The organism is Perlucidibaca aquatica (genome assembly GCF_001676655.1).
GTDB classification, from domain to species: domain Bacteria; phylum Pseudomonadota; class Gammaproteobacteria; order Pseudomonadales; family Moraxellaceae; genus Perlucidibaca; species Perlucidibaca aquatica.
On record NZ_LZDB01000002.1, the window covers coordinates 579,564 to 598,999 of the forward strand.

The window sequence follows — 19,436 nt, forward strand, 5'->3', positions numbered from 1 at the left end:
TTGGATGTACCATCAGCGCATCACCGCACAATAACTAGAAGAAGATCATGATGCGTCAAATACTTTGCTTGTTGCCCTTGCTGCTGGCTGCCTGCGGCGAAGAACAAGACTCTGCCCTTACGCGAACGCTGCCGCCTTTGTGTGTTTCAACTACCTGTGGCCAGGTGATGGATATCGCCACCATTCCGGATGCGGAAAACACACTAACAACGCCCGATGGTCGAGTTTTTGTGTCGGGTGGCACGGGCGTTTTCGAGTTGAAGCGCAGTGGTGATCGCTACACGGCCACACCGATTAATGAGGATGCGGGTAATTTCACTGGCCTGGCGCAGCGGGGCGATGTGCTCTACGCCAACGCGTTTGATGGCCAACTTTATGCGGCACGCCTAACGGCTAGCCCTCAGTTGCACGCCATTCATGATTTGGGCTTGGCCGCACCCAATGGCCTCGCTACCGGCCCAGAGGGTGCGCTCTACTTAAGTAATGGCCCGTTGGCGACCAGCGCATTGCCAGATCCCAAAATTGTGCGAGTACAGCTGGATCCGGCCGACCCGTTTAAGGTCACAAAACAAGAAGACTGGCTGGCGACTGGCCTGACTGCGCCTAATGGCGTCGCGATTCGTGGCCGCGAACTCTATGTGACCGATAGCAGCCTGTTGCCACCCGCCTTGGGACGCATTGAGCGCATTCTAATCACCCGTGATGGCTTGCCCGGTGAGCGCCACGTCATCGCCACGCTGCCTTCCATTGCCGATGATTTGAGTGTGGTGGGCGAGGGCCTGCTGGTGTCGCTTTTTGTGCAGGGCAGTGTGGCGCTGATCGGCTTTGATGGCGCGATACTGCAACAGACCCATCCGCTAGGTTTGGCTTTCCCCTCCAGTGTGCGCCTAACGAGTGGCCCCCTTTTTGCGCCAGGCGATGTGCTGATTACGCAAAAAGGCATCCTGGGCGATACGTCATCGCCTTATGGCAACCGCTTGAGTATCCTCAGACCGAACGCGCGTTAATGCGTGTATCGATTTAGTGTTTCAGACAAGGAGTTTGTGTCATGCAGATTATTGGTTTTTTGATTATTGGTGCGATTGCCGGTTGGCTGGCCGGACTCATCATGAAGGGTGGCGGCAGTGGGCTGCTGGGCAATATGGTGATTGGTGTACTCGGGTCGGTCATCGGCGGCTTCTTGTTTCAATCGGTGGGCATTGCCGCCGGGGGCTTTGTAACGGCATTGATTGGCGCCATCGTGCTGTTGTTTGTGGTGAACCTACTTCGCTCTTAACGAGCCTCCTTGCCACACGCGTTATCCACGCATTTCGTAATTGACTTTGCGGTCATGCTCTTGTGTCATGTGCGGGCATTTTCTGCCTGCTTTTGTCATAGGGATTTCTCATGTCTTATCGTTCTGTATTTCGCACGGGCCTGTTTGCGGGCCAAACGCATATTGTGACCGGCGGCGGCTCCGGCATTGGCCGCTGCACTGCCCATGAGTTGGCTTCGTTAGGCGCGCATGTGGTGCTGGTGGGTCGCTCGGTTGAGCGCTTAGAAAAAACCGTGGCCGAGATTACTGAAGACGGCGGTTCGGCGTCGTATGTCAGCTTGGATATTCGTGAAGAGCAGGCGGTGAAGGATGCGGTAGCGCAGGTATTGGCTGAGCGCGGTGCCATTCATGGCTTGGTTAACAATGCCGGCGGCCAGTTTCCATCCCCACTAAGCATGATTTCTAAGAAGGGTTGGGATGCGGTGGTGAACAGCAATCTCACCGGCGGTTTCCTGTTTGCTCGCGAAGTATTTAATCAATACATGCAAGCGCATGGTGGCAGCATCGTAAACATTATTGCTGACATGTGGCGTGGCATGCCGGGTATGGGTCACTCCGGAGCTGCACGGGCCGGCATGATGAGCTTTACTGAAACCGCTGCGGTGGAGTGGGCGTTTGCCGGTGTGCGCGTGAACTCGGTTGCGCCCGGATTTATTGCCTCCAGCGGCATGGATCGCTATGACCCGGCTTTCGCTGAAACCGTGATTCCGCAAATGCGTGGCTATATTCCCGCTAAGCGCATGGGCGATGAAGATGAGATCAGCAGCACTATCGTGTTTCTGTTGTCGCCAGCGGCATCCTATATGACCGGCGCTTGCCTCTGTGTGGACGGTGGCTCGTCGCTCAATACCAAGCTATTCCCCTTGCCAGAACATAACCGTATGCCAGCTCAGCACGCGTTCCATCGTGCCGTGAAGCCCAAGGCGGTTAAAGACTAAAGCCGATATAGACTCAGGCCGCATTAGGGCAGTTGGCGTGTCTCACCAATAGCCCAGTGTGGAAACCGCTCAGGATCTACATCGGCGTTTGTTAAGGCCTGTGCTAGATCCTGGGGCGGTTGCTGAATGGTTTCATCCGTCAATATAAACGTACCCCAATGAATGCCAAGGCTCAGGCGCGACTGCACGTCTAAGTGGATTTGCACGGCTTGCGCTGGATCAATGTGTTGGCGCTGCATAAAGTCGCGTGGCAAATAGGCACCAATGGGAATCATGGCGAAATCCATCGCGCCGAAACGCGCATGGATATCGCGGAAGTCTTTGGAGTAGCCCGTGTCGCCGGCAAAAAATGCGTGCTTGCCGCGATGCTGAATCACGTAACCGCCCCACAGCGCTTCGTTCCTGTCCCCGAGCAAATTGCGCTTACTCCAGTGCTGCGTTGGCACCAGCGTGATACGCAGGTCATCGCGCAGGGTATGGCTGTGCCACCAGTCCAGCTCTTTGATGTGGGTAATTCCTTGCTGGCGCAGCAGTGCGGCATTGCCCAGAGGCACAATAAATAACGGTGGCCCACCGAGCTGCGCGTTGAGCTGTTTTAGGCTGGGCAGGTCGAGATGGTCGTAATGGTTGTGGGAGATCACCACCGCATCAACAAAGGGCAGTTTTTCCGGCGTTATGGGCGGCGGAGTCAACCGTTTCGGCCCTAGCCACGATAGGGGGGAGGCGCGCTCAGAAAAGATCGGGTCAGTGAGTACGCGAACGCCGTGACTATTCAGTAACACACTGGCATGGCCTAGCCAGGTGGCCGAACGACCTTGGCTGGTCGTGAGTTGGGATGGGTCGACGGCTTGCCAAGGGACGAGGTCGGCACGTTGCTCCGGCGCATCACGCAACAGTCGCTGCCATTGCCAGCGAAAGAAGTCGCCCATGTCGGGCTCGCGACCCGGATAGTTATTGTGAAAACCCTCGCGGCTGTGATGTGCTTTTTGGCTATCGAAGTAGGCATTTTGTGTCTGGCAGGACACAAGCAGCGGAAAGCCTAGTAAGAGTAAGAACATTTTCAACGGCATAGCGGCTATCGCAGTCAATCAGTTAGTTGCGATAGTGCCGATAATTGCCGGTATTGACAGCTGTTCAGGCGCGCAATTTCCGAGATTTGGCCTAAACTCAGGTCAACTGTTTTTACCCATTTTTATCAGGGAGCCAGATTTGGCGCATACCGAATTTCTAAAAGACCTCGCCATTATCATGATGATTGCGGGTCTGATTGCACTGCTGTTTCATCGCTTGAAACAGCCTGTAGTGCTGGGCTATTTGCTCGCCGGTATGATCGTGGGGCCTCATACGCCGCCCATTCCCTTGGTTACTGACATCGCTACGATTCAAACCCTGGCCGAGCTGGGCGTGGTGTTTCTGCTGTTTTCCTTGGGCTTAGAGTTCAGCTTAAAGCGCTTAAAAGCTGTGGGACTCACCGCCATTATTGCCGCCATCACGGAAATTGTGGTGATGATGTGGCTGGGTTATCAGATCGGCCTAGCGTTTGGTTGGTCAGAAATGGATGCCTTGTTCCTGGGCGCGATGCTGTCGATTTCCTCAACCACCATCATCGTGAAGGCTTTGGAGGAGTTGGGCCTGAAGCGTCAGCGTTTTGCCCAGCTCATTTTCGGCGTGCTCATTGTTGAAGATATTTTGGCTATTGCGCTCATTGCCTTGCTCTCGGGCTTGGCCGTAACCGGTGTGGTCAGTGTGGGCGCAGTGGTCGGCACCTTAGGCAAACTGGGGATTTTTTTGGTGGTGGCACTGCTGGCGGGGCTGTTATTGGTGCCGCGCCTGCTGGCACTTGTTGCCCGCTACAAAAGCCGTGAAATGTTGTTAATTACGGTGCTGGGGCTGTGTTTTGGCTTTTGCCTGTTGGTGGTGGAGATTGGCTATAGCATGGCGCTAGGCGCTTTCGTGATGGGCGCCATCATGGCTGAGTCGCGGCAAATCAAGCAGATTGAGTCGCTGGTTGAACCCCTGCGCGACATGTTTAGCGCGATCTTCTTCGTCACCATTGGCATGCTTGTAGACCCCGTGGTGATTAGCCAGTACTGGCAGCCAATTTTGCTCATTACACTGGTGGTTGTGGTGGGGAAGGTGGTGAGTTGCACCGTGGGCACCTTAGTGTCGGGAACGGATGCGCGCACCTCGCTGAAGGTCGGCATGGGCTTGGCACAGATTGGCGAGTTCTCTTTTATTATCGCGACCTTGGGTTTAACACTGGGGGTCACCAGCTCCTTTTTGTACCCTATTGTGGTGGCCGTGTCGGTATTAACCACCTTGCTCACACCGTATTTGATTCGCGCTTCCGACCCCTTGGCCGACCTGGCCCGGCGCTATTTCCCCGGCAGTTGGCATGACAGCCTAGCGGCCTACAGCGCGTGGCTCAGCGGCTTGGGCCCAAGTGCGGCTCAAGCCCAGATGACGGCGATCATCCGTCGCATCTTGGTGCATGTGCTACTGAACTTCTGTGTCATTGCCGGCATTTTCCTCGCCGTCGCGTTTGTGCTGCGTGAGTCCGATTTCAGTCAGAACCTGCCGCAAATTTCGCCGGCCTGGCATAACACCGCTTATTGGCTGATGTCGCTGGTGTTGTCAGTGCCCTTTATGGTGGCGGCTTACCGTAAGTTGGAGGCGCTGAGTTTGATTTTGGCGGAACTGACCGTGGGTGGTCCGGCCGTTGGCCTGCAAAGTTTTAAGCTGCGTCAGTTGTTGGCGCGAGTGCTGCCGGTTTTGGCTTTACTGGCCATGCTGCTACTCATTGCCGGTTTAAGTTCTATTTTGTTGCCGCCACTGCATTTGTTCGTGGCCGTGCTGGTGCTGGCCATGCTGCTGGCATTGACGGTCTGGCCTGCCGTGGTGCGCTGGCATTCGCAAGTGCAAATTGCCTTGCGCGAGACGCTAGCGGAAGAGCCTCCGGCGGCCGGGCAGTCCGATAAACATCACTAAGGCGTATTCAATGAGGTATTAGGTCAGCATGAAGCCCTGATGCTGGTCTTGCTCTAATTGCAGCAGCCGTTGTTTAAGCTCTAGCCCCCCGCCGAAGCCATGCAGTGCGCCATTGGCGGCGATCACACGGTGGCAGGGCACAATGATTGGGATAGGGTTCGCACCATTGGCAGCGCCCACGGCACGAACCGCATTGGGTCGCCCGATGTGACGTGCAATATCACCGTAGGAGCAGGTTTTGCCGTAGGGGATGCGCATCAAGGCCTGCCAGACTTCGCGTTGGAATTCGGTGCCGTGGAAAGCGCAAGGTAACTCAAAGGCCTCAAGGTCAAACATCTGTCGCTCGCCAGCAAAATAAGCGTTTAGTTGTTCAGCCACCGAGGGCAGGAGATCGGCTTGGTGTTGCCAGTCGGGCTCGGCGGCTGCAAGTGGCTGAAGCTCGCCATTGCGACGACGAAAGGGTAGCGCGAGGCCGGTGAAGTGCGTGTCATTGGCGAGCAGGCGAAGCGGGCCAATAGGGCTATTCAAGTCGCGATACCGTTGAGTCATGGCGTGGCCTTTCTGGGACGAGTTCTGTCAGCTATCCTATCGCAGGCGTTGAGCCTGCCCATCACTACTTATAAAAATGACAAAGGAGCTGCACTCATGGTGCAAGAGCAAGGATTTACCGGCCATGGTCGTGGCTTTTTCAAGGCTTTCCTCATTGAGGCTGCGCTGTATCTCGGTATTGGTAGCTATGCCGTCATGGCTCAAGGGGCATCACCGCTCCGTGTTGTGAGCATTTCTTTGCTGGTCTTCGTGTCCTTACGCTTTCTGATGACGCTGGGTAACTGGCTGCCCACGTGGAAAAACCGCTCACCGAAGCTCGCAGAGCATGAAATTGGCTGCACAGCGACCGTGGCCATGCTGTTACGCGAGTGGTGGGCCGCCATTCTGACCTATCCCTTCTTGTTTGCTTTCGAACCCTGGCTGGTGCCCAACAATCCCCCGTCTGGCCTGCCACACAAAGGCTTGCCGATCGTTCTAGTCCCTGGCTTCTTCACCAACCGTGGCTACCTCTATGCGTGGCGCAAATACTTGCTGCGTAATGGTTACGGCCAAGTGTATTGCGTGAGCCCCGAACCTATTTTTGCCGGTGTTGAGCCGAATGCTGAGCATCTGGCGCGGTTTGTAGATGAGGTTTTGCAGGACACGGGAGCCGAGCGCGTCATTCTGATTGGCCACAGCATGGGCGGTTTGGTCATACGCCTGTATCTGCATCGCTTTGGTGGTTTGGCCAAGTCAGCGTTAGCCATTGCAGTGGGCTCGCCCCTAAATGGCACGGTGCTGGCGGAGGGCAAGGAAAACATGGGCCCGATTATTCAGCAGCTAACGTCTGGCAATGCCTGGGCTGCTGCGCTGACCGCTGAAGCAGAGGCTCAGCCATGCCCGATCCCGTTTATTACGCTGGTATCTCCCCATGACAGCATTGTGGCGCCGCAGAGCAATGCTCGCGTGGCAGCGCACTATGGCCGCGAAATTACGCTGCCCGGCGTGGGCCACATGGAAATGGTGAACTCCACGCAGGTCATGCGCGTACTCAAGCAAGAGCTCGATGCCTTCAATCGCGATTGAGTTTATTTGAACCGGAAAAGCGCTCGCCAGCGTTTGCAGCGCGGGGGCTTTTCTCTATACTGCGCGCTCGCTCAGCCATGAGCGACGCTATGGTGACCCTGCCGGTCTCCTCGCAAGGTGAAATGGTTAATCCCGCCAGGTCCGGAAGGAAGCAACGGTCGCCATGGAGTCTGTGCCGAGGTCGGGCTGGTAGGGTTGCCACCCAACCCCGCTTTATCGTGTTGGCGGAGGCATTATGTTTCTGACCCTCTTGTTTGTGACCTTGATGCTGTCTGCACTGGTTTCCCTGCTCGCCGCCCGTGCCTTTGCACAGCCGCTGCAACGCATTCTGCAACGCCTCATCGCGGACGATATTTTTCAGGCCTGGCAGCGCTATATGCAGTTCGCCATCTTCGTGGTGGGTATTTCCTCTGGCGTGCGCATTTACGACTTAGAACGCTATATCTCGCCGATGGCCGGTGACAAAGAAGCCATGATCCTGACGCTGACCACCGAGCGCTGGGTGCTAGAGCTTTACCGCACGGTGATTGAAACCTTGCAAGGTATTGCTTGGATGCTGCTGGTGTTCTTCGTGGTGTCGCTCATTGCCTATGTCATTGTTCGTCTTGCCGAACTGAAGCGTCTCGGCCGTGATGACGGATCGCGTGACTGACCCTTGGCGTGAGCAGGGCGCTGAGCCACTAACAGCAGTTGTTATTGGCGGTGGGCCTGCCGGCCTGATGGCCGCCGAGCAGTTGTTGTTGGCGGGGCATCGTGTTGATCTCTTCGATGCCATGCCGTCGGTGGGTCGCAAGTTGCTGCTCGCCGGTATCGGCGGCCTCAATATCACCCATGCTGAAGCGGCTGACGCGTTTCTCGCACGCTATGCCGAGTCTTCCCCGCAGTTAGCGCCCATGCTTTCTTCGTTCGATGCCGCCGCGTTGCGCGACTGGGTGCATGGCCTTGGCGTGCATACTTTTGTGGGCAGTTCGGGTCGTGTGTTCCCACAGGAAATGAAGGCTGCACCCCTGCTGCGACGCTGGTTGCAACGCCTGCGCAGCCAAGGTTTGCAGGTTCACACGCGACAGCGCTGGACGGGCTGGCATGCGTCTGGCGCGCTGACGTTTACGGGGCCGTCGGGTGAGTGCTTGGTGACAGCCCGCGTGACTGTCTTGGCGCTCGGCGGTGGCAGCTGGGCTCGCTTAGGCTCTGATGGCGCGTGGCTACCTTGGTTACAGCAACGTGGCGTTGCTGTGCAGCCCTTGCGACCGGCTAATTGTGGTTTTGAAGCGGCCTGGTCGCCGATTTTGCACCAACGGGCCGGCTCGCCGCTCAAAAATATCAGCTTGAACCTGCCTTGGTTGTCGATGCCGGCGCGTAAAGGCGAGTGTGTGCTGACTCAGTGGGGCCTGGAGGGCAGTTTGATTTATGCCCATTCAGCGGCCATTCGCGATCGCATTTCCACACAGGGCCGTGCGGAAATCGTGCTGGATTTGCTGCCGGATATGCCGTTAGCCCAGCTACACGCGGCCTTAGCAAAGCCACGCGGCAAACTCACGCTGGCGCGTCATTGGCAACGCATCGGGCTGGAAGGTGTTAAGGCGTCGTTACTACGTGAAATTGTTTCCGAGTCTGAGTTAGCCGATGCCGCTGCGCTGGCCGCTCGTTTGAAGGCACTGCCCATCATGTTGCGCGCACCGCGACCTCTGGATGAAGCCATTAGTTCGGCTGGCGGAGTGGCTTGGTCATCACTCACTCCTACGCTCATGCTCCAGGCCATGCCCGGTGTGTTTTGTGCGGGAGAAATGCTGGACTGGGAAGCGCCCACCGGAGGGTATTTGCTAACGGCGTGTTGGGCTACGGGGCGCGTTGCCGGGCAGGCTGCGGCTGACTGGTTGGCTACAGCCCTTAGTCGGTGAGGCCTTTACCCTGTGTAGACATAGGTTTATAAGAATAGGCCTTGTGCGGAAAGTATCCGCATAACTCAATCGACTCAATCGCAAAACAGGAGTTCATCATGAGTGCATTAGACGCATACCAGCAGAAATTACAAGCTCAGCTTAATGAATGGAAAGCACAAGCCGAGGTGTTAAAAGCCAAGGCCGAAGGCGCCAGTGCAGACGCTAAAATTGAACTGAATAATCAGTTAGAAAAATTAAAAGGGCTACAGGCTGATGCACAGGGCAAGTTTGATGAGCTGCTGACGGCTGGTGAAGGCAAAGTGGACGAAATTAAAGCCACCGTTGAAGGCTTGGTCGGTGAAGCGACTAACACCGTTAAGTCCCTGCTGGACAAACTCAAGTCCTAAGGTGGTTTAAGCCGGCTTGTACGTCAGGTACAAGCCGGTATCGCACACACTAGCCCGTTCAGGGCACAAACTTAATGTGTTTCAAAAAGCTGCGCATGGCGTGCAGGTAGCGACCTTGATCGAGATGAATCAGGTGGTTGCCCGGAAACCAATGCAGACGGCAATGCTGCCAATGTTCCCAGAGAATATGCGTGTGTTTTGGTGGTGCAAAGCGGTCGCCGGCACCGGCAATCAGCATCAGCCGCTGACGTTCAATTTTGGGCTTAAAGCTCAGCGCAGATTGAATCGCCACTGAGGCGCGAGCCTCTGCCACGGAAATATCCCCTAGCTTCATGCCCGCGCGAGCAATCCAGCTGGCCGGATACCACTCCAACACAATGTCCATGATGCTCACCACCGGCACATTTGGGATGGCGCAGCTCAGGCGCTCATCGACTGAAGCCAACAAGGCCGAGGTATAGCCACCGAGGCTGATGCCGGTGACGCCCATCTGCGGCACGCCTCGTTCTTCCAGATAATTCATAAAGACGCGAATATCGTGAATGGCGTGGCCCATGGTTTCATTCATGTGGCTGAAGCCATGCGAGAACCAGCCGTGGCCGCTGAAGGGCGAGCTGCGCTCTTGACGGCGACCGTGAAATGGCAAGGTGACCAGCAAGATGTCGTAGCCCTGCTTATAGAACCAAGGCAGGGCGAGGAAGCGACTGTTTAGCCAATACGGGTCGGCAGTAAAGCCATGAATTACGATTAAGGTTGGCCGGGGGCGGTCACCGTGTTGCCAGTGTTCGGCCCAAGCGGTGCGATTGCGGGTGAACTGGCTGTAATGATCTTGCAGTGCCGGATTCAGGGTTTTGAAGGCGCTCTCGAAAGACAGCACCTCCACATGACCCACGTCGGGTCGGTAGTCTAAAAATCCGGGCTTGTGACGGGTCATGCTGACGCCGCGCGCGGGTTTCGGATAGCAACGTGCGGCATCTCCCTCCGCAGCAAGCTGCTGATAAAAGCCCCGATTAGCTTTGTCGAGTGCCACTAAGCGCGGGCGCAGCGTGGTGGGAATAGCCAAAATACCAGCGAGGGTGGCTAGGCCTGTTCGCAACACGGTGTCGACGGCGGCAGTGGATCGCACCATCAATTGCGGCACTGCATCTAAATCAAAGCGATCGGGCCATTGCGCAAAGTCTTCGGGCAGGCCCAGCCACCACGGTTGGTGGCTAATGATTTTACTGGCTCGCTGATAGGTTTGATTGGCAATTCGTGAAACGCGCTGGGCAGGCGAGGACATAACGATCCCTGTAAAAAAAGACGATGCGGGAAAGTAGCGACTCATGAGTCATTGTGCAATAGCGAGTTGTCAGTTGTGCCGCCATGCGGATTTTGCTGACCAGAACAGGTCACGAATGGCTTGGGCCAACGCGATGCATCCGCTACGATAGGCCAGATTTCATTGTTAACGGATATTCGCATGAGCTATCAGGTGTTGGCCCGCAAATACCGTCCGCGCCGCTTCGAGGAGTTGGTCGGACAGGATGTGGTGGCGCGCGCGCTCAGCCATGCGCTGGAACAGAACCGGCTGCATCATGCCTATTTGCTCACCGGCACGCGGGGCGTGGGTAAAACCACGATTGCGCGCATTCTGGCGCGCTGCCTGAATTGTGAAACCGGCATCACGGCCACGCCCTGTGGCGTCTGTAGTAGTTGTCGGGAAATTGAAGATGGCCGTTTTGCCGACCTGCTGGAGATCGATGCGGCATCTAATACCGGTGTCGACAATGTGCGCGAACTGATTGATAACGCACAATATTTGCCTACACGCGGGCGCTATAAGGTGTACTTGATTGACGAAGTGCACATGTTGTCCAAGGCCGCGTTTAACGCGCTGTTGAAGACCTTGGAAGAGCCGCCGCCCCACGTCAAATTCTTGCTCGCCACCACCGACCCGCAAAAACTGCCCATCACGATTTTGTCGCGTTGCTTGCAGTTTGCCCTGAAGCCCATGACGCCAGAGCGTGTGGTAGGCCATTTGCAGCATGTGCTGCAAGCGGAGGCCATTAGCAGTGATGAAGGCTCGCTCTGGCTGCTGGCGCGCGCGGCGCAAGGTTCTATGCGTGATGCCTTGTCGTTGACCGACCAGGCTATCGCCTTCGGTCAGGGCGAGCTGCGCGAAGCCGAAGTGCGCAGCCTGCTCGGCTCTATTGACCGCGATCTGGTGTTCCGCGTGCTGGATGCTATCCACGCCGGTGACGCCGCGGCCTTGTTGCAAGTTGTTGCAGGCATGGCCGATCAGAGTATTGATTTTGCTGGTGCGCTAGGGGAAATCATTACTGTGCTGCATCGCTTGGCGGTGGCACAGGCCGTGCCCGATGCTATCGACAATGCCGAGGGTGATCGCGATCGCCTGCTGAATCTCGCAGCGGCGCTGACTGCCGAAGATTTGCAGCTGTATTACCAGATGGCGATTCAAGGCCGTCGAGACTTACCACTGGCTGTTGATCCGCGTGCGGGCTTTGAAATGACGGTGCTGCGCATGTTGGCCTTTCGGCCGCTGAACCCAGCCGTAGCGGGTGGCGGTGGTGGTGTGGCTGTGAGTGCGCCCACTCAGCGTGCGCCTGTCGCGGTGGCAGCTAGCACGGTGAGCGCGGTTTCTGCTGCACCAGCTTCGGTTGCACCAGTTGCGCCCGTCATGCCTGTACACGTCGCTGCCACTGAGCCTGAGCCTGTTCCCGATGCTGTGTCGGCCACTATCTCAGCGTCGGTGCCAGCGGCTATGCCAGAGGCTATGCAGCCTGCGGTGGCGACTTCCACTTGGACAGGGGAGCGTTGGGCCGATTGGGTTGAACATTCAGGTTTAACCGGCGCTGCCATTAATTTGGCGCGTAATGCCTTGCTGGTGGAGCGCTCACCAAGCCGTTGGGAGCTGCACGTCTCGCCACGCCATCAGATGCTAGCGGGCGGTCAAGCCTTACCGCAGTTGCAGCAAAAGTTGGCGCAGCAGTTTCCGGATCGCAACATCCCTCTCGAGTTTGTTGAGCCCAGCGAAGAAACACCGGCTCAGCGTCGCCAGCGCCTGCAGAATGAGCGCTTAGTCAACGCCGAGGCGGCACTGCGCCAAGACCCGGTGGTGAAAGCGTTGATGACCACATTCGATGCAACGCTGGTTGCGGACTCCATAACACTTCCTCATTAACTGTTTAGATAGGTTATATAAGCCAATGAATATGCAGCAATTAATGCAACAAGCTCAGCGCATGCAGGAGCAGATGCAAAAGAAGATGGCCCAGGCACAAGAAGCCTTGGCGAAAGCCGAACTGGTTGGCGAGTCCGGTGCGGGACTGGTGAAAATCACCATGAATGGTCAGCACGATGTGAAGCGTGTGGCCATTGATGACAGCCTGCTCAGCGAAGATAAAGAAGTGCTGGAAGACCTGATTGCTGCTGCGGTGAACGATGCTGTGCGTAAAGTTGAAGCCGCGAGTAAAGATGCCATGGGCTCGGCTACGGCCGGCATGGGCTTGCCGCCCGGCTTCAAGATGCCGTTCTAAGCCATGCCTAGCCCGCTGCTGCGCGAACTTATTGATGCCTTACGCATTCTGCCGGGAGTAGGCCCGAAATCAGCGCAGCGCATGGCGTTGACCCTGCTGGAGCGTCAACGACCGGGCGGACTGCGTTTAGCCCGTGCGTTAGAGCAGGCGCTGCACCATGTTGAGCACTGCAGTATCTGTCGCAACCTCACCGAGCAGGCCATTTGCGATATCTGCAGCAATAGCAGCCGCGAGCAAAACCTGCTCTGTGTGGTGGAAAGCCCCATGGATGTAATTGCGCTGGAGCAGAGTGGCAGTTATCGGGGGCGCTATTTTGTCTTGCTGGGTCGTCTATCGCCCCTCGACGGTATCGGCCCCAACGAACTGGGCTTGCCGGCGCTGATTGAGCGGTTACGGGCAACTCCTGAGATCGAAGAGCTGATTATCGCGACCAATCCCAGCGTGGAGGGTGAGGCGACTGCGCATTATCTGCGTGAAGCCACGCGTGGCTTGCCGTTGATGGTGACGCGTTTGGCGCAGGGCGTGCCCGTGGGTGGCGAGCTGGAATATTTGGGCGGTAGCACACTGACGCATGCCTTAAGTGGGCGACGGCCGGTTTAGCCCAGTGGCCAGACATGACTGCTAATGGACTTCCGCGTCTCATCATCGGTTTTCATGTGGATGAAGAGGGGCATTGGGTCGCTGATTTGTCGTGTGGCCACGCCCAGCATGTGCGCCATGATCCGCCCTGGCAGAATCGCCCGTGGGTCACAACGCCGGCAGGCCGTCAGGAAAAACTAGGGCAGACTTTGCTCTGCGCGAAATGCCTCTTATGACAGGCCTTTTATGACACGCCTCTTATGACAATAGCCATTGCGATTTACCTTTTCCCCAATGCGGAAATCCTGGATTTCGCAGGCCCCTACGAATTCTTCACCACGGCATCGCGTGTGTTCCAACGCAATAACCCCGCCCAGCCATTACCGTTCTCCGTTTTTACGGTAGCCCAAGCGCGGGCTCCGGTTCAGGCTCGCGCAGGCCTCGTGGTTCACCCAGATTACGGTTTCGCCAGTCATCCGCCAGTGGATGTGTTGTTGATTGCCGGCGGCGTGGTGGATGCTGAACTGGCAAAGCCCGAGGTGGTTCGTTGGATTGCTGCACAGTCGCAGCAGAGTGAATTGACCGCATCCGTCTGCACGGGGGCTTTTTTGTTGGCTGAAGCAGGGCTATTACAGGGCGTCAGCGCGACCACGCACTGGGAAGACATCGCAGCGTTGCGTGAATGCTATCCGGCCGTCACGGTGGTGGCCGGCCCGCGTTGGGTGGACGAGGGCAAAATCGTGACCTCGGCGGGTATATCGGCTGGCATCGACATGAGCCTGCATTTGGTTGAGCGTTTGGTCAGTCGTGAGCTGGCACTGCTCACGGCCAAACAAATGGATGTTGTTTGGAATGAAAGCGTTGGTTAACCGCAAATAATCACGTTAGCTGCGCGTTGATCAGGTTTCACTCCTTGCTGTCGCAAAGCCTGATTTATGGGGCCGCCGTGTTGGCCCTTTATTTTCTTTGGCTTAGCCGACACAAATTCCTTGATACACCGACATCTGAATGATAGAACCGCCCGGTCACGCCGCTATTCCTCGCGGCGTCTGGGAGTATTTTCATGAGTCTGTACACGCATTATTTCAACGATATTCACGAGCAGGCCCGTCTCACGGCCCGCCAATTCAACGAACGCGAAGTGCTGCCCTTCATTAATGACTGGGAAGAAGCCGGTAGTTTTCCGCGTGAAATCTATAAAAAAGCCGGTGATGCCGGATTGCTGGGCGTCGGCCATGACGCAGCCTACGGCGGCACCGGCGACGATGTCTTTCTGAAAGTTGCCGTCACCGAAGAGCTGATGCGCTGTGGTTCCGGTGGTTTCGCGGCCAGCCTCGGCTCGCTCGATATCGCCTTGCCGCCGCTGGAAAAGTGGGGCAGTCAGGCACTGAAAGATAAGTTCGTCCCGCCGGTGCTGGCCGGCGATATGATCGCGGCGCTGGCCATCACTGAGCCGTCCGGCGGTTCCGATGTGGCCGGTTTGAAGACCCGTGCCGTGCGCAGCCACAGCGATGAGCATGGCGATCACTATGTGGTGAATGGCTCCAAGACCTTCATTACCTCTGGCATTCGCGCCGATTTCTATGTCACCGCCGTGCGCACCGGCGGGCCTGGCTATGCCGGCATCAGCTTGTTGCTGATCGAGCGTTCCCGGGCGGGCGTGTCCACCGGAACGCCGCTGAAGAAGATGGGTTGGTGGGCGTCTGACACGGCCGAGATTTTTTTCGACAATGTCATTGTGCCGGCGGAAAACCTGATCGGCAGCGAGAACGCCGGCTTCCTGCTGATCATGAGCAACTTCCAGATGGAGCGCCTCAACCTCGCGGTGATGGCCAATATGACGGCGCAGCTGGCGCTGGAAGAGAGCCTGCGCTGGGCGCGTGAACGTCAGGCCTTTGGGAGGCACCTGAGCCAGATGCAGATCATCCGTCACAAGCTTGCTGATATGGCAACGCGTATCGAGGCCAGTCGCGAATTCACCTACCGCGTGGGCGCTCGGATTGCGGAAGGCATTCCGTCGATCAAAGAAGTGTCGATGGCGAAAAACTTTGCCACGCAAACCAGTGACTTTGTCACCACCGAGGCCGTTCAAATTTTTGGTGGCATGGGCTTCATGCGCGAGTCACTGGTCGAAAGACTTTACCGCGACAACCGAATTCTCTCGATTGGCGGCGGCACTTACGAGATCATGAACGAAGTGATTGCCAAACAACTGGAACTCTAGTGACTGAACCTGTTTCTGAAACGATTTACCTCGATAGCGCGCAGGGTCTGCAAGCGACTCTGCCGCGCTGGCAAAATGCACAGCCCCTCGCCTTAGACACGGAGTTTATTCGTGTTGATACCTTCTACCCGAAAATAGGTCTGATTCAGCTGGGTGACGGGCAGGGCGAGGCGCTGGTCGATCCGGTCGCCATTTCGGACTTGAGCATGCTAGACGCCGTGCTGGGGCCGCAAGGTCCGCTGAAAGTGCTGCATGCCTGCTCGGAAGATCTGGAAGTGTTAACCCCGTTGACCGCACAAGGCTTGGGGACGATTCACGATACGCAAATTGCCTTGGCGATGCTCGGCGAAGGCCTACAAGTGGGCTATCAGAAGGCCTTGCAGCTGATCTTAGACATTGAAATTCCGAAAGATGCCTCGCGCACGGACTGGCTGCAGCGGCCCTTAACGCAGCACCAGCTCGACTACGCGGCCTTGGATGTGCGCCACCTGCCAGCACTCTATGCTGAACTTATGCAGCGCTTGCAGGCACGGGGGCTGGCCTCAATTTACGCGGCGGAATGCGCGGAGGTTTGCCGTTTACCCCAGCCGGTGAATGCCGAGACCTGCTATCAAGAACATGGCAATGCCTGGCGTTTATCGCCGCGTGAGCTTGCTGTGCTGCAGGCGTTGATGGCTTGGCGGGAACAAGAAGCGGTGGCGCGCGATGTGCCGCGTGGGCATTTGCTAAAACCACTGTCTTTGTTTGAACTGGCTCGTCGTCAGCCGAGAAGTGCCGCTGACTTTCAAGGCATTCCTGAGCTGAATCCTCGCGTGGCGCGTCGCGATGGCGCCGAATTACTGGCGTTAGTCGCTGCTGCGCGTGCCTTGCCGGAAACGGCGTTGCCGTCGCGACTTTCACCGCCGCTGCCCCGCGAGGCCAGTAGCGTTTATGATGCGCTTAAGCAGGGCTTGGCGGATGTCGCTCAAACCTTGCAACTGCCATTGGATGTTCTATGGCGCAAACGTTTGGCCGATAAGGTCGTGTTGGCTGCTGTTGATCACGATATTGCCGCCGGTATCGCGCAAATTCCGGGTTGGCGCGCGCCGTTACTCAGTCTGAGCGTGGAGCAAGTCCTGCTAAGCTATCGCGATGAACTGGCGCAGTGGTCGCGTGTGAGGAAAGTGTCATGAGTCGTGTGCTGTGCTCGATTTATAAGAGCTCGAAGAAAGATGAAATGTATTTGTACGTGCCTAAAGCCGTGGGCTTGAAGCAGGTACCTGAGGTTTTGATGCAGATGTTCGGCACACCGCGTCATGTCACGGATATGTTCTTAGTGCCCGAACGCAAGCTAGCCCGTGCCGATATTGAGCAGGTCTTGGAAAAATTGGCGAGTCAGCAATTCTATTTGCAGATGCCACCCCCTCCGGAATCGTTTAGTGCCCATGCGCAAGACGCGCCGGCCTGGCGTCGTCGCTCGGCTGCGGATAACGCCGACTCGGAGTCATCAACATGAGCTGGATGATTTACCTGATTTGTTGGCTGTTGTATTTGGCGGCGGCCACCGTGTTGTATCGCGTCTTTATCACGCCTCACCTCGCGGTTTGGTTCCCCAACAGTGAACGGCTCGCGCGTCTGTTTTTTCTGGTGGTATTGTTTAGCCCCGCCTTGCTCGCCGAGCAGGGCAATCTGAGTTTAGCGCCTGCGCTCATGCTGGTTTTATTGCAGCTACTCATGAAGTCGCCGCTGGGTGTGTTTAAAGCGATATTGCCGTGGTTTTTGTTTGGTGGTTTGGCATTAGTGCTCGATGCGGCTCGGCGCCGTCGCGAGTCGATTTAATTTCGCTGAATACTTGTTTGGCTGACACGCAGTCTGCATCACGCTAGTCTGCATTTTTGATTGTGGATTTATTGAGGGAATACCATGGCCTTTATCGGGACCGACCGTTACATCACCACGCCGGAGCTGTCGCTTGCGGTCAATGCTGCCGTTACGTTGCAAAAGCCGCTGCTGATCAAGGGTGAGCCCGGCACCGGTAAAACGCTGCTGGCCGAACAAGTAGCCGAAGCCTTTGGTGTTCGCTTGATTCAGTGGCACATCAAGTCCACTACTAAAGCGCAGCAAGGTCTCTATGAGTACGATGCGGTGTCGCGTTTGCGTGACTCCCAGCTTGGCACCGAGCGCGTCCACGATATTCGCAACTACATCAAGAAGGGCAAGCTCTGGGAAGCTTTTGAGGCGGAAGAGCGTGTGGTGTTGCTGATTGATGAAATTGATAAAGCCGACATCGAGTTCCCTAACGATTTGCTCACCGAACTCGACAAGATGGAGTTCTTTGTCTACGAGACCGGCGAGACCATCAAAGCCAAGCAGCGTCCCATCGTCATCATCACCTCGAACAACGAGAAGGAATTGCCGGACGCCTTCCTGCGTCGCTGCTTCTTCCACTACATCCAGTTCCCCGATGCCGACACCATGAAGAAGATCGTGGAAGTGCATCACCCCGATGTGAAAGCGCAGCTGTTGAAAGAGGCGCTGGATATTTTCTTTGATCTGCGCAAAGTGCCGGGCCTGAAGAAGAAGCCAACCACATCAGAACTGATTGACTGGCTGAAGCTGATTCTGTCTGACGATATTCCTGAAGATGTTCTGCGTAACCGCGACACCCGTAAGGCGATTCCGCCACTCTACGGTGCGCTGCTCAAGAACGAAGCCGACGTGGCGCTGCTTGAGCGTCTAGCCTTTATGAATCGACGCGAAACTGCACAGTAAGGCGAGGGCGCTCCCATGCTGGTCCATTTTTTTCAGACGTTACGTGACTTCAAAGTGCCGACCAGCATTCGTGAGCTCATCGACCTCAATGCGGCGCTGAAGTCTGGCTTAGTCTATGCCGATCAAGAGGCGTTCTATCAGTTGGCCAAGCTCACGCTGGTCAAGGATGAGCGCCATTTTGACAAGTTTGACCGTGCGTTTAAGGCCTACTTCGATGGCCTCGATAGCCTGTCGATGGACGATCTGAGCAAGCAGATTCCGGAAGACTGGCTGCGTAAAGAGCTGGAAAAGCAGTTGTCGCCGGAAGAGCTGGCCGAGCTGCAGAAGGCTGGTTCGCTGGAAGAGCTGCTGAAGAAATTCATGGAGCGCTTGAACGAGCAGGAAAAGCGCCATCAGGGCGGCAATAAAATGATCGGCACCGGCGGCACTTCACCGTTTGGTGCTTACGGCGCGAATCCGGAAGGCATCCGCATGGCCGGGCCGTCGCGCAACAAGAGCGCGGTCAAGGTCTGGGAGAAGCGCGAGTTCCGCAACCTCGATGACAATGTTGAGCTCGGTATTCGCAACATCAAGCTGGCACTGCGCCGTCTGCGTCGCTTTGCGCGTCAGGGTGCGGAAGAAATCCTCGATATTGATGACACCATCCGCCACACCGCCCACAACGCCGGCATGCTCGACATCAAGCTGGTGGCTGAGCGTCGCAATCGGGTGAAAGTGCTGTTGTTCTTTGATGTGGGCGGCTCCATGGACCCGCATGTGCGTGTCTGCGAAGAACTGTTCTCGGCGGCCAAAACCGAGTTCAAGCATCTGGAATTCTTCTATTTCCACAACTTCCTCTATGAGTCGGTGTGGAAGAACAACTTCCGGCGCTGGAGCGAGCGCACCTCGGTCTACGACATCATCCACAAGTATGCGTCGGACTATCGCGTGATATTTATTGGCGATGCCAGCATGTCGCCCTATGAGATCCAGTCGGTGGGCGGCTCGGTCGAGCATTTCAATGAAGAGCCGGGCGCAGTCTGGATGCAACGCTTAACCAATCATTTTCAGAAAGTGGTGTGGCTGAATCCGGAGCCGGAAAAGCACTGGAAGATGACGCCATCGACCGAAATGACGTTGCAGCTACTGGAGAATCGCATGCATACCTTGACGCTGAAAGGCATCGAAGACGCCATGCGTTATTTGAGCAAATAAGCCGTGA

At 56.5% G+C, this 19,436-nt stretch carries 22 protein-coding genes and 1 other RNA gene; 20 read left to right on the forward strand and 3 right to left on the reverse strand.

Translation table 11 applies throughout. The annotated features are described in order from the left end of the window. Positions 1-47 precede the first annotated feature (47 nt). From A8710_RS06350 to A8710_RS06360, 3 genes are all read left to right on the forward strand, one after another. Positions 48-1,007, forward strand: coding sequence for an SMP-30/gluconolactonase/LRE family protein (locus A8710_RS06350; protein WP_068858771.1), 960 nt, complete (start codon positions 48-50; stop codon positions 1,005-1,007). 41 nt (positions 1,008-1,048) lie between these two features. Beyond that, positions 1,049-1,276, forward strand: a complete 228-nt coding sequence (locus A8710_RS06355; protein WP_068858773.1) for a GlsB/YeaQ/YmgE family stress response membrane protein — start codon at positions 1,049-1,051, stop codon at positions 1,274-1,276. A 110-nt stretch (positions 1,277-1,386) separates the two neighbouring features. Continuing rightward, complete coding sequence (locus A8710_RS06360; protein ID WP_068858775.1) at positions 1,387-2,253, forward strand: SDR family oxidoreductase; 867 nt, start codon at positions 1,387-1,389, stop codon at positions 2,251-2,253. Positions 2,254-2,276: 23 nt separating this feature from the next. Here A8710_RS06360 and A8710_RS06365 read toward each other — a convergent pair whose 3' ends face one another. Beyond that, positions 2,277-3,311 (reverse strand): MBL fold metallo-hydrolase, encoded by a 1,035-nt coding sequence (locus tag A8710_RS06365; protein WP_082968825.1) that lies wholly within the window; start codon positions 3,309-3,311, stop codon positions 2,277-2,279. Positions 3,312-3,462: 151 nt separating this feature from the next. On the opposite strand from A8710_RS06365, the gene A8710_RS06370 reads away from it, so the two are divergent. Continuing rightward, positions 3,463-5,241, forward strand: a complete 1,779-nt coding sequence (locus A8710_RS06370; RefSeq protein WP_094078676.1) for a cation:proton antiporter — start codon at positions 3,463-3,465, stop codon at positions 5,239-5,241. Between the two features lie 18 nt (positions 5,242-5,259). On the opposite strand, the gene A8710_RS06375 is transcribed toward A8710_RS06370, so the two are convergent. After that, complete coding sequence (locus A8710_RS06375; protein WP_068858781.1) at positions 5,260-5,790, reverse strand: methylated-DNA--[protein]-cysteine S-methyltransferase; 531 nt, start codon at positions 5,788-5,790, stop codon at positions 5,260-5,262. A 96-nt stretch (positions 5,791-5,886) separates the two neighbouring features. Between A8710_RS06375 and A8710_RS06380 the strand changes: the two genes are divergently transcribed. The 5 genes from A8710_RS06380 to A8710_RS06400 all read left to right on the forward strand — a co-directional run bounded on the left by A8710_RS06380 (position 5,887) and on the right by A8710_RS06400 (position 9,142). Further along, the gene (locus A8710_RS06380) at positions 5,887-6,855 is read left to right on the forward strand and encodes an alpha/beta fold hydrolase (RefSeq protein ID WP_068858785.1); all 969 of its coding nucleotides are present in this window, start codon (positions 5,887-5,889) and stop codon (positions 6,853-6,855) included. Positions 6,856-6,954: 99 nt separating this feature from the next. Next, positions 6,955-7,050: signal recognition particle sRNA small type (ffs, locus tag A8710_RS06385), an RNA gene on the forward strand. Between the two features lie 40 nt (positions 7,051-7,090). Beyond that, positions 7,091-7,507, forward strand: a complete 417-nt coding sequence (locus A8710_RS06390; RefSeq protein WP_068858788.1) for a hypothetical protein — start codon at positions 7,091-7,093, stop codon at positions 7,505-7,507. Beyond that, a complete protein-coding gene (locus A8710_RS06395) occupies positions 7,488-8,753 on the forward strand; it encodes a BaiN/RdsA family NAD(P)/FAD-dependent oxidoreductase (protein ID WP_068858791.1) in 1,266 nt (421 codons plus the stop codon). Before A8710_RS06390 ends, A8710_RS06395 begins: the two co-directional genes overlap by 20 nt. A 98-nt stretch (positions 8,754-8,851) precedes the next feature. Further along, positions 8,852-9,142 (forward strand): sll1863 family stress response protein, encoded by a 291-nt coding sequence (locus A8710_RS06400; RefSeq protein ID WP_068858794.1) that lies wholly within the window; start codon positions 8,852-8,854, stop codon positions 9,140-9,142. Between the two features lie 58 nt (positions 9,143-9,200). On the opposite strand, the gene A8710_RS06405 is transcribed toward A8710_RS06400, so the two are convergent. Beyond that, positions 9,201-10,424 (reverse strand): alpha/beta hydrolase family protein, encoded by a 1,224-nt coding sequence (locus A8710_RS06405; RefSeq protein ID WP_068858797.1) that lies wholly within the window; start codon positions 10,422-10,424, stop codon positions 9,201-9,203. 180 nt (positions 10,425-10,604) lie between these two features. Between A8710_RS06405 and dnaX the strand changes: the two genes are divergently transcribed. The 11 genes from dnaX (at position 10,605) to A8710_RS06455 (ending at position 19,429) form a co-directional block, all read left to right on the forward strand. After that, complete coding sequence (gene dnaX / locus A8710_RS06410) at positions 10,605-12,326, forward strand: DNA polymerase III subunit gamma/tau (RefSeq protein WP_068858800.1); 1,722 nt, start codon at positions 10,605-10,607, stop codon at positions 12,324-12,326. Between the two features lie 25 nt (positions 12,327-12,351). Continuing rightward, on the forward strand, positions 12,352-12,681 hold the full coding sequence (locus A8710_RS06415) for a YbaB/EbfC family nucleoid-associated protein (RefSeq protein ID WP_068858803.1): 330 nt from the start codon (positions 12,352-12,354) through the stop codon (positions 12,679-12,681). Positions 12,682-12,684: 3 nt separating this feature from the next. Then, entirely contained in the window at positions 12,685-13,281 is a 597-nt protein-coding gene (gene recR / locus A8710_RS06420; RefSeq protein ID WP_068858806.1) for a recombination mediator RecR, read from the forward strand. Between the two features lie 14 nt (positions 13,282-13,295). Further along, positions 13,296-13,496 (forward strand): DUF3565 domain-containing protein, encoded by a 201-nt coding sequence (locus tag A8710_RS12065; RefSeq protein WP_082968698.1) that lies wholly within the window; start codon positions 13,296-13,298, stop codon positions 13,494-13,496. Positions 13,497-13,520: 24 nt separating this feature from the next. Next, entirely contained in the window at positions 13,521-14,129 is a 609-nt protein-coding gene (locus A8710_RS06425; RefSeq protein ID WP_068858809.1) for a DJ-1/PfpI family protein, read from the forward strand. Between the two features lie 194 nt (positions 14,130-14,323). Then, on the forward strand, positions 14,324-15,484 hold the full coding sequence (locus A8710_RS06430; RefSeq protein WP_068858812.1) for an acyl-CoA dehydrogenase family protein: 1,161 nt from the start codon (positions 14,324-14,326) through the stop codon (positions 15,482-15,484). Beyond that, positions 15,484-16,656 carry a ribonuclease D gene (gene rnd, locus A8710_RS06435; RefSeq protein ID WP_068858815.1) on the forward strand — a complete coding sequence of 391 codons (1,173 nt, stop codon included), beginning with the start codon at positions 15,484-15,486 and terminating at the stop codon, positions 16,654-16,656. The genes A8710_RS06430 and rnd overlap by 1 nt, the downstream gene beginning before the upstream one ends. Continuing rightward, a complete protein-coding gene (locus tag A8710_RS06440) occupies positions 16,653-16,979 on the forward strand; it encodes a YcgL domain-containing protein (RefSeq protein ID WP_068858818.1) in 327 nt (108 codons plus the stop codon). The genes rnd and A8710_RS06440 overlap by 4 nt, the downstream gene beginning before the upstream one ends. Continuing rightward, the gene (locus tag A8710_RS06445) at positions 16,976-17,302 is read left to right on the forward strand and encodes a hypothetical protein (RefSeq protein WP_068858823.1); all 327 of its coding nucleotides are present in this window, start codon (positions 16,976-16,978) and stop codon (positions 17,300-17,302) included. Before A8710_RS06440 ends, A8710_RS06445 begins: the two co-directional genes overlap by 4 nt. Before the next feature lie 84 nt (positions 17,303-17,386). Then, positions 17,387-18,235 carry an AAA family ATPase gene (locus tag A8710_RS06450; protein WP_068858825.1) on the forward strand — a complete coding sequence of 283 codons (849 nt, stop codon included), beginning with the start codon at positions 17,387-17,389 and terminating at the stop codon, positions 18,233-18,235. A gap of 15 nt (positions 18,236-18,250) precedes the next feature. Then, on the forward strand, positions 18,251-19,429 hold the full coding sequence (locus tag A8710_RS06455; protein WP_068858828.1) for a vWA domain-containing protein: 1,179 nt from the start codon (positions 18,251-18,253) through the stop codon (positions 19,427-19,429). Positions 19,430-19,436 lie beyond the last annotated feature (7 nt).